The sequence below is a fragment of the Streptomyces sp. NPDC044033 genome (genome assembly GCF_056434425.1).
This window is the reverse complement of the sequence record NZ_JBWKFF010000002.1, coordinates 487052-501496: the sequence shown is the minus strand read 5'-3', so window position 1 is coordinate 501496 and position 14445 is coordinate 487052. Positions and strand designations below refer to the sequence as shown.

Genomic DNA, 14445 nt, shown 5'->3' with positions numbered 1-14445 from the left:
AGACCGTGGTTTGTTCAACGCGGATCCACACCACGGTGCGATGGCGTCGCTGAAGACGCCTCGATGGCTCGGATTCCTCTTCTCGGCGGAGGCGAGTGGTATCGCGACGGGCGGTACCTACTCGTCATCGGGCAACAGACGACTCACCAGGGCTGATCGGTGTTTTTGAGATGGTCTGCCGGCGAATTCCCGCGTTGCGGGTGCCGCTTTCTCCGTCGTCGGCGTTTTCCTCGGTATTGAGCAGGGCGACGGCGTGGTTCACGCCGGCCGCGGAACAGGCGGCTGCTGCCGACTCCTGACTCGATAGGGCCGTAGGGCCGTAAGGCCGTAGGCCGCAGTGCAGGGGGTCACCGTTGAGATGGCTGATTGGCATCTGTTGCACGCATGGCTGCGCCGCTGCACCTCCACCCGGTCGTCAGTAGACACGTGGAAGACGGAGTGCCGCCGCTGTCAGCACGTCTCACGTGGGTCACGACCCGAGACCGAGCCGCGTCGAGCAACTGAGAGACATCCTTCCGCTGCTCGCCGGGAGAGACCCGGACACATCAGAAGATGAGAATGATCCACTTGCCGCGATCACGGGCCCGAGCTGCCGTTCAGCATCCCACTACGGCGTATCCGTGGGGTGAACCTCTTATTCCGCTTTACACGGCGCCCGCGAATGTCACGCACGAAGGGTGTAGGCCACCATGCGAATAGCTTAAACAATCATTGTGGGTCAGCCGGTGTGGCGGAACGATTTCCGTGTCAGCACGCACAGGCGGAACGATTTCCGCATCGGCACGCACAACGGGCAGGGGAGGTATCGGTGACGGAACGGCGCTTCTACCGCGAAGGGGCGTTGCGTATGCAGGAAGCCCTGCATACGGAACGGCTGGCGGGCCACATCGCCGGCAAGTACGTAACCGACCAGCTGGACGAGGCCGCAGCCACGATGTTGCGGGAGGCGGATTGCTTTTACTTGGCGACAGCTGACGCCGAGGGTTACCCCGACTGCTCCTACAAGGGCGGCCTGCCCGGGTTCGTCCAAGTTCCGCATCCCAAACTGCTCCAATTTCCCAGCTACGACGGAAACGGTATGTTCCGGAGCTTGGGCAACATTCTCGACAATCCTCAGATTGGAATGCTGTTCATCGACTATGACAAGCCGATCAAGTTGCGCGTGAACGGCACGGCGCAGGTGTCGACGGACGGCGAGCTGCTCGCCTCGTTTCCGGAAGCGGATGCCGTGGTCGAGGTCCATGTCCGGCAGGTGTTCGAAAATTGCCCCCGTTACCTGCATGATGTGCGTGTGGGCCAGTATTCGGAGCACGTCCCCCGTCCGCACCACGCTCCGCCCGACCCGCAATGGAAACTGAAGGATGAGTACCAGGGGATGGTACGTCTGCGGAATCCCTGACGGGCCTCAGGGGCCTCAGCTGCTGTGTGCGAGCGCCGAGGTCCGTGAGTACGCACGCTTGAGGCGCTGCCGCAGGATGAGAAACCAACTCGTGACGGCCGCCGAGGACTTGGCCACCAGAACCACGGTTCGCGCCGGGGACGGTATGCCGGCGATGTCCACCGACCGTGTCAGCCCCTCCCGCCGCACCAATGCCGAAGAGGGGACGTAGGTGATCGCCTGAAGCGCTACGGCCATCTCCTGGGCGAGGGCCCAGTCGTCCGTACGGCCGACGATCCGGGTGAGGATGCCGTGGCGTGCGAAGTGCGAGGTGACGAGGCGATCGCAGTCCGAGCCGACGCGCGGCAGTATCCAGGGAAAAGCGGACAGCGAATCCGAGCCGGAACGGACCGCGGAGGAGAGCAGCTTCGGCGGGCCGACGAGCACGAAAGCCTCGTGTCGCAGCGGGATCGTGCGGAAGCGTACGTCCTCGGGCGCGGCTGCCTCCTGTATCGAGATTGCGGCATCCAGACTGCCGGCCTGTACGAGATCACGGCCCTCATGGGGGCTCGTTTCGTACAGTTCAAGGCTGAAGGGGAGTCCTTGGCCGACCCCGAGCGCCGGGAGTACGCAGTTTCCCATCGCCGAGGGGAAGGCTCCGAGCCTGACGCGTGGTTTGCTCCGGGGCGGTGCCGCCCCGTTCTCCTGGTGCTCCGAGACGGAGGTCTCCCACAGGTCGGCGATCTTCGACGCGACCTGGGCGATCACCGAACCGCTGTCCGTCAGCCGGATCCCTCGCCCTTCAGGCTCCACAAGCGGAAATCCACATTCTGAACTCAACGCCTTGATCTGCTGAGATACCGCAGACGGGGATAAATGCAATGCCTTGGCCGCGGCATGGATCCCACCGTGGCATCGTACGGAATCCAATGTCCTGAGCTGTTGTAGGTTGGCCATTGCTCCGCTCTCGTCGGGGGGCCGACGACGACGTCAGGCCCATCGGGAGTATCCAAGGAAAGCGCGTACCGGGAACGTGCCGAGGCCGGCGACCTTGATGGGAACGGCAGTGAACCTCCCCCCTTGCTCCGGGACGAGGGAGAGGTTGGTGAGGTGCTCGACCACCGGGATGCCCGCACCGAGCAGTTCCGTATGCGCCGGGCGTTCACGCGAATTGGTGTCGTCGATGTTGAGGGAGTCGATTCCCACGAGCGCCGGGTCGGCTTCGGCGAGCAGTGCGGCGGCTTCGGCGGACAGGTGGGGGTGCTGACCGTTCTCGTAGGTGTCCGTGGCCCAGTGCCGTGACCAACCGGTCCTGATGAGGACGGCACGGCCCTGGAGTGCGAATTGCGCGAAACACTCCGGCGGAATCGTCTGCTTGTCGGTTTCGATCAGGGTGACGGGTACGCCGGCGACTCGGGCCAGGTCGAGGGCGGTGAGGTCGTAACCGTCCGCGTAGCGATGGAAGGGGACGTCCATATATGTGCCTGTCTGGCCGACCAGGCAGAGCTTGCCCAAATGGAATTCAGTTCCCGGCGCGTACATCTCCCGCGACTGCTCGCGGGAGATGTGGTCCGTGAGGACCGGCTGCGGCATTCCCGGATAGGCCGTCGCGCCCGGCACGATCTCGTGGCTGAGGTCGACGAACACGTCCCCGGGGCCGCCGTGGCGGAAGGACCCCTGAGAACGAGACGGAGGGGAACTGTTCACCATGAAGGGTCCACCTTCTCTTCTGTGGAATGAGTAATGATCGTTGGAGGATCTGGACCTGTACAAGGAGGCCCGTCGTGTTCCGGCCACTCCGCCTACTGCGGGATGTGGGTCGGAGTCCCGGCCTGACGCTCGTCGGTGGACGGATTGGCGCTGCGGTGTTCGGTGCGCGCGTCCCGGAGTGCGAGCGGGGCGGCCAGGAGTATCAGGACCGCGGCGGCGCTGAAGGAGCCATCGACGCCCAGTACGTGCGAAGTGAGCCCGACGGCCATGGCGCCGATCCCCGTGCCGGCGTCGTAGGCCATGTTCCACGCCGTGCTGGCTGCCCCGTGGCCGCGGGGGCCGGCGCGGCGGAACATGATCACCAGCGTGTCGTTCTGCAGGGCGCCGAAGCCCAGGCCGTAGACGATGGCCGCGGCCGCGGACAGGACCGCGCCGTCGCCCCCGAACGGCGCGGTGGCCAGCCCGAAGCCGCCCATGCCCACGACGCAGGCCAGCACGCTGGGAACCAGCAGGCGCCCGGTGCCCACCCGGTCGCTGAAGAAGCCCGCCATCCACCGCCCGACGACGACAGCGCCGGAGAGCAGGAACAGCGCGACCGGTGCGGCCGAGGGCTCGCCGAGAGCCAGCGGGAGGAACGACGTCACCCCGCCCAGCGCACACGCCGACGTGATCAGGACGGTGAAGGGCCGGCCGAAGGGACGCAGCGGCACCCCGTCGTCAGCCTTGGAGGCCCGGTCGCCGCTCGACTCCCCCGGACGGGGCCGAACCCTGATCGCCGCCGCGGCCAGCACGCTGAGCGCGCCGGCCGCAACGAAGACCGGGGTGAAGCCCACGTGCTCGGCGAGCCACACTCCCAGTGGCAGGCAGAGCACCTGGGGGAGGCCGACAGCGACGCCGTACCAGCCGACGGCCTTGCCCCTGCTGTGTGCCGGGACCAGTTCGGCCACCAGCGCACTGCCGGCCACCGCGACCATTCCGAAGCCGACACCCCGCACGGCCGAGACGCCCAGGACCCACCCCAGCTCGGCCGAGAGCGGGTACGCGAAGGTGGGCAGCCCCAGCAGCAGCGCTCCGGCCACCAGGACCTGACGCAGACTCATCCGCCGCAGCAGCCATCTCATGCACAGCTGCACACCCACCGTCGTCGCCATCGTCACGCCGGTCACAGCGCCCACCCCGGCGTTCCCGGAGCCGCCCTGAGCGGACCACAGCGGAGCGACCGACAGCAGCGGCGCGTAGTTGGAGAAGGTGCCCACCGTCGCGGCGAGCAGCAGAAGGAAGTCCCGCCCCGCCAGGCCGGTGCGCTCGTCACCGGAAGACCGGCGACGCTGTGTGGTGGATGGGTGCATGCCTGCAGTTTTACGACTTACGTCAATCGCGTCCAACGAACGATTGCGATGGCTTCCATTCGAGAATACGATCGATCTGTGGAGCTGAAGCATCTCTCGACTTTCGTCGTCGTGGCCCAGCGGTTGAACTTCACCGGCGCCGCGCAAGAGCTGGGGTATGTGCAGTCCAGCGTCACCGCGCACATCAAAGCCCTGGAGCGGGACCTCGGCATGCCGCTCTTCGACCGGCTCGGCCGCCGGGTCGTGCTCACCGACGCGGGCCGTGAGCTGCGCAACCACGCCCAGAACCTCCTGAACTACGCCGAGCAGGCGACGGAGGCGGTACAGCGAGCGGGCGGCGACCCGGGGCGAGTGCGCGGCACCCTGCGCATCGCCGCGCCGGAGAGCCTGTGCGCGCACCGCCTGCCGCCGGTGCTGCGCGCGTTGAAGAACAGCTTTCCGCTCTTGCAGGTGGCGTTCGGCGCGGCGAACAGGACCTCACTGATGTCCTCGCTCAGCGAGGGCTACCTCGACGCCGGGTTCCTCCTTGAGGAGGAGGTGAGCGGGCCCATGGTGACCGCCGACCGGCTGGCGGAGGAGGAACTGCGCCTGGTCGCCGGGCCGGACCACCACCTCGCCCGGAGCGAGGTCGTCCGCACCGTGGACCTGGCCGAGGAGACGCTGCTGCTCATCGAGAAGGGCTGCGCACAGCGCGAGGTGATGGACCGAGAGCTGAAACGGGCCGCCGTCCGCCCCGCGACCATGGAGTTCGTCAGCACAGAAGCCCTCAAGCGGTGTGCCGAGGCCGGTCTGGGGGTGGCTCTGCTGCCGCGCACCACGGTCGCCGACGAAATCGGTCGCGGCAGACTCACCGCACTGCCGTGGACCTCCCATCCCGTCCTCGGCGTCTATCTCGTTCTCCACAAAGACCGCCAGCCCACCTCCGCTCTGCGCACGCTCACCGCGCTCGCCCGAGCCGAATGGTCCGACGCGTCGAAGGGCGGTTCGCCTTCCGCGCGGTGATGGCCGGATCCAGTCGGTGACGACCGGCCGGATCGGCCCCGGGATTCGTCCGGCACATCGCTCGGTGGGAGCCGGGTCGGCGGCGCGGGCCGAGCCCGCAGCGACCTCCTCGGCGACCGACTCTCCGGGCTCTCCGGGCTGCGGCCGTTCCCGGGCGAGCCCGCGGACGTCCGCCCGCGGAAGGAGAGGTACGGGCCCCGACCGAGCCGCCTGGGCGGCAGCGCCATCCGTCCTGCCGACTGCTTCCCTCTCAGCGGAGGCCGCGGATGAGATCGCCGATGATGGAGTCCACCTTGTCCGAATCGAACGTTTCCGAGCCGATCAACAGGGTCACGGCCCGTTGGCCGTCATCGGTGACGGCGTTCCTGAATTTGTGGCCGCTCTCCATATGGCCGCTGTGTCCCCAGGTGACGAAACCCGGAGTGTGTTCGTAGCGCTCGACCCCCAGGCCGTACCGCTCGCCCGAGGAGCCGTCCGGGACGGTCCGCTTCATCTCGGCGAGTTGGGCCGGGGCCAGCAGTTTCCCGGCCAGCAGCGCGGTCCAGAAGGTGGTCGCGTCGGCGCCGGTGGAGACCAGGGCGCCCGAAGCGTCGGCCCCGGAGGTGTTCCACTCCGTCCTGTCCACCGACGTTCCGTCCCGGTCCGCATAGCCGCGCAGGTCCGGCTTGGGGAGCGTGGTCCGGTCGCCGGGCCAGTAGGTCTCGCGCAGCCCGAGAGGCTTGATGATGCGCTGCTCGATCTCGGTGCCGATGCCGTGGCCGGTGACCTTCGAGACGACGAGACCGGCCAGGTTGTAGTTGGTGTTGGAGTAGGAGAAGCCGGAGGGGGTCCTGTCATCGGGCGGCGGCAGGGCCAGCGCCTGCTTGACCGTCAGCAAGGGCTCGATGTGATCCCAGCGGCGCGCGTCCAAGTCGTCCCAGAAGGGCGCGTCCAGGTAGTCGGGCAGGCCGCTGGTGTGCTGCAGCAGCTGCCGGATCGTGATCTTGCGCCCATCGTAGAGCTCGGTGCGGACGAGGCCGGGCAGATAGTGGTCCACGGTGTCATCGAGCTTGATCCTGCCTTCGCCGACGAGCTGAAGCACGACCGTGGCCGTCCAGGTCTTGGTGTTGCTGGCAATGCGGCTGTGCTCGTCGCCCACGACCTTACGGCCCGTCTTGAGGTCGGCCAGGCCGACGCCGCCGTTCCAGACGGCGCAGTGCGGACTCTTCACCGTCACGCTGATCCCCGAGGCGCCGACGCCCTCCAGCGCCTTCAGCGCTGTCCGGATGGGTCTGATGTCGCACCGCGGCGCTGTGGCCGATGCGGCAGGCGCCGTCACCAGCGAGGCGGTGATTGCCAAGGCCACGACGGCACTGGTCCCGTATCGCATGATGCCTCCTTTTACAGGAGTGATGTGTGCGGAGATTGGTCGGTTCCGCTGACGGGTTCCGTGCTGTGGGCGCGGCCGGTATTGGCTGGATTCCTGATGCTGGGATGGCCGGCGTCGGAACGGCACTGGGCGGCTCTCCCGGACGCGATCCAGGAGAGCCGCTCATGGCCCGTCCCACCGCCGTGGCCGCGGACCAGGCGGCATCGGGCCGATCGGCGGAGCCTCCTGGCGACGGCCGGTGCGGCGGGCGGTCGCGGGGCCCCGTCACGCGACCAGGCGCAGCCAGGCCGCCGCGAGTGCCGCGTGACCGGCCGGCGACGGGTGCACGCCGTCCGGAGTCCAGTGCTCCGGGCCGGTCGTCGCGGACAACTCGGCGAACAGGCCGTCGGCGGCGAGCAGATGAGCGCCGTACTCGCGGGCGAGCGCGCGTACGACCTGGATCTTCGGGTCCAAGTCGGCGCGCCACGCCCTCTGGCCCGCGATGTCGACGTACATGTCGCCGAGCTCTAGGCTGCGGGGAATCGGCAGCAGGAACGGTTCGATGAGGACCAGGTCGGCACCGGCCTCGGCGAGGGGTGCGAGCAGGCGGTCGTAACCTGCCGCGAACTCCTCCGCGGTGATCGCGTAGCCGTCCGGGTCGTACGTCTGCCAGCCGACGTCGTTGATGCCGACGAGGACCGACACCACGTCCGGGCGCGCGTCGAGCACGTCTGCCTGCCACCGGGCTTCGAGGTCCATCACCTTGTGGCCCGCGGTCCCGGAGTTCAGCCAGGTCACGGGCCGATCCGGGTGCCGGAGCCCCCACTCGCCCGCGATGTGCAGCGGATAGCCGAAGCCGAGACGGTGTTCGCTGTCCAGCCGTTGGCAGTCGGTGATCGAATCGCCGGTGAACATCACGGTGCTTCCCGGCCGGAGGGTGATTGTCATGCGTGCTCCTGGAATTTCAATTGAGGAGAAGGGATTACGGATTGGTCGCGTGCGTTGCTTTCTGACGGCGGATCAACCCCGCCATCTGTCGATCGCCCCGATAGGTGTTGTGCCGCTCACGGCAGTAAGGGAACGGGGTCAGTTTTTCGGGCTGCCGAACCGACAGTGAGCAGCATGCGCGAACGCGCCACGATCAGGGGCGCGATCACCCGCCCGGACGACTACGCCAGCAGGCCGGACAAGCACGCCGCCCGGTCCGAGACGGTCAGGGCTCCGAAGGGCTTCGAGAGCTTTGACCCGGTGCGCGAGATCGGGGGAGGGGACCGGATGTACGCATCGCCGCGCACCGGTGCCGTTCCGCGCGACGACGCGTGGCTCATCGAGGCGTGGCTCACGGGCGTGGCTCATTGGGTCCGCTCGTCCCAGGTGAAGAAGTTGACGGCGTCCTGGAGCGTGGCGTTGGCGGCTGCTTCGGCTTCGGCGGCCGCCGCGGCGCTGCGGCGGAACATGACCTGCTCGTACTCGGCGAGCGCGGCCTCGGCATCGTCGGGGTGAGCGGCCAGGGCCGCGCCGAGTTCGGCGCCGTCCTGCATGGCCAGGTTGGCGCCCTCGCCGTCCTGCGCCGCCAAGTGGGCGGCGTCGCCGAGCAGGGTCGCCCCCGGCACCCGGTCCCAGCGATGCCCGCCCGGCAGCGCATGGTGGGGACGCAGGACCGGTGCGGTGTCGCTTTCGGTGATCAGTGCGGTGAGTTCCGGAGCCCAGCCGTCGAATTCGGCCGCGATCCGCGCGACGGCCGCCTTGGTGTCAGTGAAATCGACGGCGGCGAACCAGTCCTGCGGCTTGGACAGCTGCACGTAGATGTGCAGGGTCCCGCCCATTTCCCGGTGAGCGTGGATCTCCTTCCCGCCTGGGGCGAGCGCGAGCATCGTCCCGTCGCCGACCGCTTTCGCGGCGGCAGGGTGGCGGGTGTCGGCGTCGTGCAGATAGCTCTCGACGAACGACATTCCGATGTACTCGGGGGTGGCGTCGGAGAGCAGCGGGCGGACCCGTGACCAGGCGCCGTCCGCGCCGACCAGCAGGCTCGTGGTGACGGTGGAACCGTCGGCGAAGGCCACCTCGTGACGGCCCCCGCCGAGGGCGCGGGCACCGCCGGCCTTGCGGCCCCACCGGACGGTGTCCGCCGGGATCGAGTCGAGCAGGATCCGGCGCAGTTCGGCGCGCTGCACCTCGGGGCGGCCGCCCGTACCGTCGTCGGCTTTGTCGAGCAGGATGTTCCCGTCCCGGTCGACGATCCGCATCGCCTGGCGGCCCTCCAGGACGATGCCGCGGAACTCCTCCGTCAAACTGGCTTCCCGCAGCGCCAGTTGGCCGTTGTAGTCGTGGATGTCGAGCATCCCGCCCTGGGTACGAGCCGCCGGAGACGCCTCCGCCTCGTAGACCTCGGCCGGGATGCCGTGGACGTGCAGGACGCGGGCCAGCGTGAGGCCGCCGAGGCCGGCGCCGATGATCGTGACAGGGCTGTTCATGGTGGCGGCTCCTTCGGGACGGCGGCCGACCGGTGAGTTCCGGCCGACTGCCTCTGGGTGTCAGGTGCTCAGAGACTGACCCGGGCCGCTCACACGGCGCGCACACGGCGCTGACAGCGGCTCACACGGCGCCGACTCTCCTGCCGCGCGGCAACACGGCCCGCCCGTCCGCCCCGCCGCACGGCGCCCGCCGGCCCGTCCGCCCCGCCGCCACACGGCGCCCACACGCCCGCCCCGAGGCGCGCGGCGCCGACTCTCCCGCCCGCGCCCCCGCCCTGCGGCAGAGGGGAAAGCCAGGGCACCGCCCTGATTTGGGGACTTGAGGCCGCGCGCGGGAAGATCCGGGGATGGACGGGGACACGCGGCTTCGCGTCACCCTGCTCGGCGCCTTTCAGGCGTCTCGCGGGGGCGCCGCCCTGCCCGTCCGAGGCGCGCGATTGCAGGGCCTGGTCGTACGGCTGGCGCTCGCCGGCGGGCGTACGGTCGAGCAGGGCGTCCTGGTCGACGCGATCTGGCCCGAGGCTCCGCCGGCCGGTCCCGCGCACGCCTTGCAGGCCCTCGTCTCGCGGCTGCGCCGGGCCCTCGGCTCGGCCCACGGCGTCGCGCAGGCCGCGGGCGGCTACCGGCTGGACGTCGACGCGGCCGACGTGGACGCGCTGCGGTTCGAGCAACTCGCCGCCGCCGGCCGCGACCGTCTGCGCGCCGACGATCCGCGGGCCGCGGCGGCCGTGCTCGGCGAAGCCGTGACCCTATGGGGCGACCGTCCCGGCGCCGAGCCCGCGGGCGTCGCGGCGGTAGCGCCCGCCGCCGCGATCCGGCTGACCCACGCCTCGATCGAGGCCGTCGCCGACCTCGCCGACGCCGAACTGTCCCTGGGCCGCGCCGACACGGCCGCCGACCGCCTGACCGCGCTGCTCGCCGAGCACCCCGTCCACGAGCGGGCGGCCGCGCTGCTCATGGACGCGCTCGCCGCCCAGGGACGCCAGGCCGAAGCCCTCGCCCTGTACGAGCGGGTCCGCGAAACCCTGGCCGACGTCCTCGGCACCGACCCGGGCACCGCCCTCCGCGAGCGCCACCTGAGCCTGCTGCGCGTCGAGCGGCCCACCCCGGCGCCCGCCCGCGCGCGGAGCGGGCCGAGCAACCTCCCCGCGCCGCTGACCAGCTTCGTCGGGCGTGACGGCGACCTCGCCCGGATCGACACCCTGCTCGCCGCCGGGCGCCTGGTCACCGTGCTCGGCCCCGGTGGCGCGGGCAAGACGCGCCTCGCCGTCGAGGCCGCCCGCCGCCACCGCCACGAGTACCGCGACGGTGCCTGGATGATCGACCTCGCCTCGGTCACCGAGCCGGCCAAGGTCGGCGCGGCCGTGCTCGCCGGGATCGGGATGCGCGGCAGCGTGATGTTCGAGCCCCGGACGCGGGCCGAGGGCGACGAGCTGGACCTGCTCGTCGACCGGCTCGGCGGCAGGGAGAGCCTGCTGCTCGTCGACAACTGCGAGCACCTGATCGACGCCGTCGCCCACCTGGTCGCGGCACTGCTGACCCGCTGCCCCGGGCTGCGCGCGCTCGCCACCAGCCGCGAACCGCTGGCGGTCGACGGCGAGGCGCTCGTACCGCTCGGCCCGCTCGCGCTGCCGGGCCCGGACGAGGGCTTCGAGCAGGCCCGGCAGGCGGCGTCGGTACGCCTGTTCGCCGAGCGGGCCGCGGCCGTGCGCCCCGGCTTCGAGGTCGACGAGATGACGTGGCCCGAGGTCCGGCGGGTGGTCCGCGGCTTGGACGGGATGCCGCTGGCCCTCGAACTGGCCGCGGCCCGGCTGCGGACGCTGTCGCTGCCCGAGCTCGCCGACGGGCTTTCCGACCGGTTCCACCTGCTCACCACCGGCAGCCGTACCGCGCTGCCCCGGCACCGCACGCTCCGCGCGGTCATCGCCTGGAGCTGGGACCTGCTGAGCGAGTACGAGCGTACGGTCGCCGAACGCGTCTCGGTCCTGCCCGGCGGCGTCACCCCGGCCTCGGCCGCCGCCGTCTGCGCCGGCACCGCGGTGCCGACCGCCGAGATCCCCGGGCTGTTCGCCGCCCTCGTCGACCGGTCGCTGCTGCAGCTCGCGCCCGAACCGGGCCGCTACCGCATGCTGGAGACGCTGCGCGAGTACGGCACCGACCGCCTCACCGAGAAGGGCGGCCTCGGGACCGTACGCGACCTGGCCGCCGACCACTTCGCCGAGCTGATGGCCCGGTACGAACCGCGGCTGCGCGGGCCTGGTCAGCCGGCCGCCATACGCGTGATCAGCGCCGAGTACGACAACACGCTCGCCGCCCTGCGCCGGCGGTGCGACACCGGCGACGCCCCCGGCGCGCTCGCCCTCGCCCTGAGCCTGGCCTGGTACTGGCAGATGTGCGGCCGGCACTCCGACGCGGCCTACTGGCTGGGCGAGGCGCTGGCGGTGCCCGGTGGTGAGCCGACGGCCGACCGCGACTGCGCCCGCGCGATCCACCTGCTCAACCGGGTCGGCACCGGGGCGAGGACGACGGAGGAGGGGGCCGCGGACGACCAGGCCGCGATAGGCGAGCTGGCCGACCGGCTGCTCGCCGGCCCGGAGCCGCCGGGCCCGTACGGCGCGCTCACCGCGCTCCCGCTCGCGTTCCTGCGGAGGGAGCGGTCCACGCCCGCGATCATCGAGCGACTGGCCGACGGCGACGACGTATGGCTGTCCGGGCTGGCGCGCATGTTCCGGGCCCAGCTCGCCGAGAACGCGGGCGAGCTCGAACGGACGCGTACCGACGTGGAGGCGGCCCTGGCCTGCTTCCGGCAGGTCGGCGATCACTGGGGCCAGGCCAACGCGCTGCCGATGCGCGCCCAGTTGCGGCAGTACGACGACGACCTCGACGGCGCGCTGGCCGACCTGCGCGAGGCCCGTTCGCTGGCGGCCGAGTTCGGCTCGCTCGGCCTCGGCGACGAGGTGTTCAGCGATCTGCGCTGGATCGACCTGTACCTGCGGCGCGGCGACACCGACCTGGTGGTCGCGATGATCGACTCGGCCCGGGAGCGGGCGCTGCGCACGAACTGGCCGATGATGCCGATCCTGGTCGACGCGTGGGAGGCCGTCTTCCGGTTGCGGCTCGGCGACCTGGACCGGGTGCGGGAACTGCTCGACGGCGCCGAACGGGGGCTGGGGAGCGAAACCCTGTTCCCCGGTGACCACGCGCGGACGCTGGTCGCCGGCGTACGGGCCTCGCTCTGCCTGGAGCTGGGCGATCCGGCCGGTGCGGAGGAGGCCCTGGCGAAGGCGTACGCGGCGGCCCTGGAGACCCGGGACCGGCCGATCCTGTCGCAGGTGGCGGTGAACGTGGCCGCGCTCGCCGAGGCGCGCGGGCGGCATCACGCGTCGGCCGTCCTGCTCGGCGCCGCCTCCCGGCTGCGCGGCGCTCACGACCGTACCGATCGGCAGGTCCGCGAGCTCACCCGGCGGGGGCGGGCCGCCTTGGGAGAGGAAGCCTTCGCCGCGGCCTACGGGAAGGGCTGGGAGCTGGACGGGAAGGCGGCGGTGACCGAAGCCGACCCGGCCCGGCTGACCAGGGCCCCCAGGGCGGCAGGTCCGGGCCCCGGCTGATCCGCCCGGCCACGCATCCGGCCCCACGCCGTGGTGATCCAGGCGGCTGCCGGTGACGTCGGTACGACGATTCCTCCAGATCGTGTGCCACTGCGCGTACGGGCGCTCGACGCCAGGCCGACCGGGGACGCCGATGGCGACGACGCCGGCCGCCTCTCATCGCCGGTGACCGAACGAGACCTCCACGAGGCGATCACGCCGATTGAAGTCGCCTCGCCGCCCCCTGACATACCGTCATGCCTCACCGCTCCCATCGGCTCGCGAGTGCACGCACACACGAGCACAAGCGTTCAACGCGTTCACGCCTTCGTTCCGGCCGAGGAATTCCCACGCGGCCGGGCCGGCAGGAGCATCGATGGCGTGAGAGGCACTCCTTCCACTGGCCGCCTCCATCACGACGGACCCACCAGGAAGAGAGGTCGAAAGACGATGCCGACGGCGGCGGCGGACGCGGGTCCGTTGATGCAACTCGCCAGTTCTTTCTGGGCGTTCAAGACTTTCGCCGCCGCGGTGGAGCTCGATCTGTTCACCCGCCTGCGTGATGGGCGGTGCGTCACGGTCGAGGGCCTCGCCGAGGAGATCGACATTCACGAGCGTCCCGCGGATATGTTCCTGGCCGCGTGCGCGTCACTGGGGCTGCTGGAAAAGAGCGGTGACGGCTACACCAATTCCGCGATGGCGGAGGAATTCCTCGTGGTAGGGCGGCCGCGGTTCTTCGGGGGCTACGTGCGTTTCCTCGACCACCGGGAGTACGCGGCATGGCATGACGTGATCGGCGCGCTGCGCCGCAATCGGCCGCTGACCTGGGATCCGGACAAGCAGGATTCCATCTTCTCGGCCGAGGACGCGGTGATGATGGAGCTGTTCTGGGAGGCGATGCACTCCCTCTCCACCTCGACCGCGCGGGCCCTCGCCGACGCCTACGACATCGGTGCGCACCGGCGGCTGCTGGATATCGGTGGAGGCTCCGCCGCGTTCCCCATCGAGCTGTGCGCCAAATACCCGGGGCTGTCCGCGACGGTGCTCGACCTGCCGCATGTGTGCCCCCTCGCCGCGCGCAAGGTCGAGCAATCCCGGCTCGGGGATGTGATCGACACCGTGCCGGGGGATTTCCTGGCCGACGAGCACCTGCCGGCCGGGCACGATGTGGCCCTGCTCAGCATGGTCCTGCACGACTGGGACGAGGCCACCGGACGGTCCCTGCTCCGAAAGTGCTGGCAGGCGTTGGAACCCGGTGGGGTGGTCCTCGTCGTCGAGTGGCTGCTCAATCCGGAGCGCACCGGGCCGCCGGCCGCGGCGCTGATGGGCATGAACATGATCGTCGAGACCGAGGGCGGCCGGAACTATTCGGAGTCCCAGTACACGGCCTGGCTGACCGACGCCGGATTCCGTGAACCGCAGGTGGTCCGTTTCGACGCGGTGGGCGCCAACGGGGCGGTGGTGGCCCGCAAACCGTGACAGTTCCCGTCGCCGTCCCCGACCCCTGACGCACCACAAGTCTGTCCTGACCGCTGCCGGCCGGTGCCGAGCCGGCCCTGCTGCGCGGCAGCCACACGAAAGGCGATTCGCCATGAAC

Annotated in this window: 11 protein-coding genes; 4 read left to right on the top strand and 7 right to left on the bottom strand. The window is 70.4% G+C overall.

Annotation, left to right across the window (positions count from 1 at the left end; all coding sequences use genetic code 11):
- Positions 1–124: 124 nt before the first annotated feature.
- Positions 125–262 (bottom strand): hypothetical protein, encoded by a 138-nt coding sequence (locus AC07AB_RS05755; protein ID WP_478560585.1) that lies wholly within the window; start codon positions 260–262, stop codon positions 125–127.
- A 546-nt stretch (positions 263–808) separates the two neighbouring features.
- Here AC07AB_RS05755 and AC07AB_RS05750 point away from each other — a divergent pair.
- Positions 809–1399, top strand: a complete 591-nt coding sequence (locus AC07AB_RS05750) for a pyridoxamine 5'-phosphate oxidase family protein (protein ID WP_478560582.1) — start codon at positions 809–811, stop codon at positions 1397–1399.
- Between the two features lie 15 nt (positions 1400–1414).
- Here the strand turns inward: AC07AB_RS05750 and AC07AB_RS05745 are convergent, their stop codons facing one another.
- The 3 genes from AC07AB_RS05745 to AC07AB_RS05735 all read right to left on the bottom strand — a co-directional run bounded on the left by AC07AB_RS05745 (position 1415) and on the right by AC07AB_RS05735 (position 4437).
- Complete coding sequence (locus tag AC07AB_RS05745) at positions 1415–2335, bottom strand: LysR family transcriptional regulator (protein ID WP_478560579.1); 921 nt, start codon at positions 2333–2335, stop codon at positions 1415–1417.
- A gap of 33 nt (positions 2336–2368) precedes the next feature.
- On the bottom strand, positions 2369–3088 hold the full coding sequence (locus AC07AB_RS05740; RefSeq protein ID WP_478560576.1) for a cyclase family protein: 720 nt from the start codon (positions 3086–3088) through the stop codon (positions 2369–2371).
- A gap of 92 nt (positions 3089–3180) precedes the next feature.
- Positions 3181–4437: an MFS transporter gene (locus AC07AB_RS05735; protein ID WP_478560573.1), complete on the bottom strand. Its 1257-nt coding sequence runs from the start codon at positions 4435–4437 to the stop codon at positions 3181–3183.
- A 78-nt stretch (positions 4438–4515) separates the two neighbouring features.
- On the opposite strand from AC07AB_RS05735, the gene AC07AB_RS05730 reads away from it, so the two are divergent.
- On the top strand, positions 4516–5439 hold the full coding sequence (locus AC07AB_RS05730; RefSeq protein ID WP_478560569.1) for a LysR family transcriptional regulator: 924 nt from the start codon (positions 4516–4518) through the stop codon (positions 5437–5439).
- A gap of 250 nt (positions 5440–5689) precedes the next feature.
- On the opposite strand, the gene AC07AB_RS05725 is transcribed toward AC07AB_RS05730, so the two are convergent.
- From AC07AB_RS05725 to AC07AB_RS05715, 3 genes are all read right to left on the bottom strand, one after another.
- Complete coding sequence (locus AC07AB_RS05725; RefSeq protein WP_478560566.1) at positions 5690–6808, bottom strand: serine hydrolase domain-containing protein; 1119 nt, start codon at positions 6806–6808, stop codon at positions 5690–5692.
- A gap of 264 nt (positions 6809–7072) precedes the next feature.
- On the bottom strand, positions 7073–7735 hold the full coding sequence (locus AC07AB_RS05720) for an SGNH/GDSL hydrolase family protein (RefSeq protein ID WP_478560563.1): 663 nt from the start codon (positions 7733–7735) through the stop codon (positions 7073–7075).
- Positions 7736–8139: 404 nt separating this feature from the next.
- Positions 8140–9261, bottom strand: a complete 1122-nt coding sequence (locus tag AC07AB_RS05715; RefSeq protein WP_478560561.1) for an FAD-dependent oxidoreductase — start codon at positions 9259–9261, stop codon at positions 8140–8142.
- Positions 9262–9608: 347 nt separating this feature from the next.
- Here AC07AB_RS05715 and AC07AB_RS05710 point away from each other — a divergent pair, with 347 nt between their 5' ends.
- On the top strand, positions 9609–12869 hold the full coding sequence (locus AC07AB_RS05710) for a BTAD domain-containing putative transcriptional regulator (protein WP_478560558.1): 3261 nt from the start codon (positions 9609–9611) through the stop codon (positions 12867–12869).
- Between the two features lie 30 nt (positions 12870–12899).
- Positions 12900–14327 (top strand): methyltransferase, encoded by a 1428-nt coding sequence (locus AC07AB_RS05705; protein ID WP_478560555.1) that lies wholly within the window; start codon positions 12900–12902, stop codon positions 14325–14327.
- The last annotated feature ends 118 nt before the right edge of the window (positions 14328–14445 follow it).

Coding starts and splice junctions, on each gene's coding strand:
- AC07AB_RS05745 (WP_478560579.1), bottom strand. CDS start 2,335: ATGGCCAACCTACAACAGCTCAGGACATTGGATTCCGTACGATGCCAC.
- AC07AB_RS05740 (WP_478560576.1), bottom strand. CDS start 3,088: ATGGTGAACAGTTCCCCTCCGTCTCGTTCTCAGGGGTCCTTCCGCCAC.
- AC07AB_RS05735 (WP_478560573.1), bottom strand. CDS start 4,437: ATGCACCCATCCACCACACAGCGTCGCCGGTCTTCCGGTGACGAGCGC.
- AC07AB_RS05725 (WP_478560566.1), bottom strand. CDS start 6,808: ATGCGATACGGGACCAGTGCCGTCGTGGCCTTGGCAATCACCGCCTCG.
- AC07AB_RS05720 (WP_478560563.1), bottom strand. CDS start 7,735: ATGACAATCACCCTCCGGCCGGGAAGCACCGTGATGTTCACCGGCGAT.
- AC07AB_RS05715 (WP_478560561.1), bottom strand. CDS start 9,261: ATGAACAGCCCTGTCACGATCATCGGCGCCGGCCTCGGCGGCCTCACG.
- AC07AB_RS05710 (WP_478560558.1), top strand. CDS start 9,609: ATGGACGGGGACACGCGGCTTCGCGTCACCCTGCTCGGCGCCTTTCAG.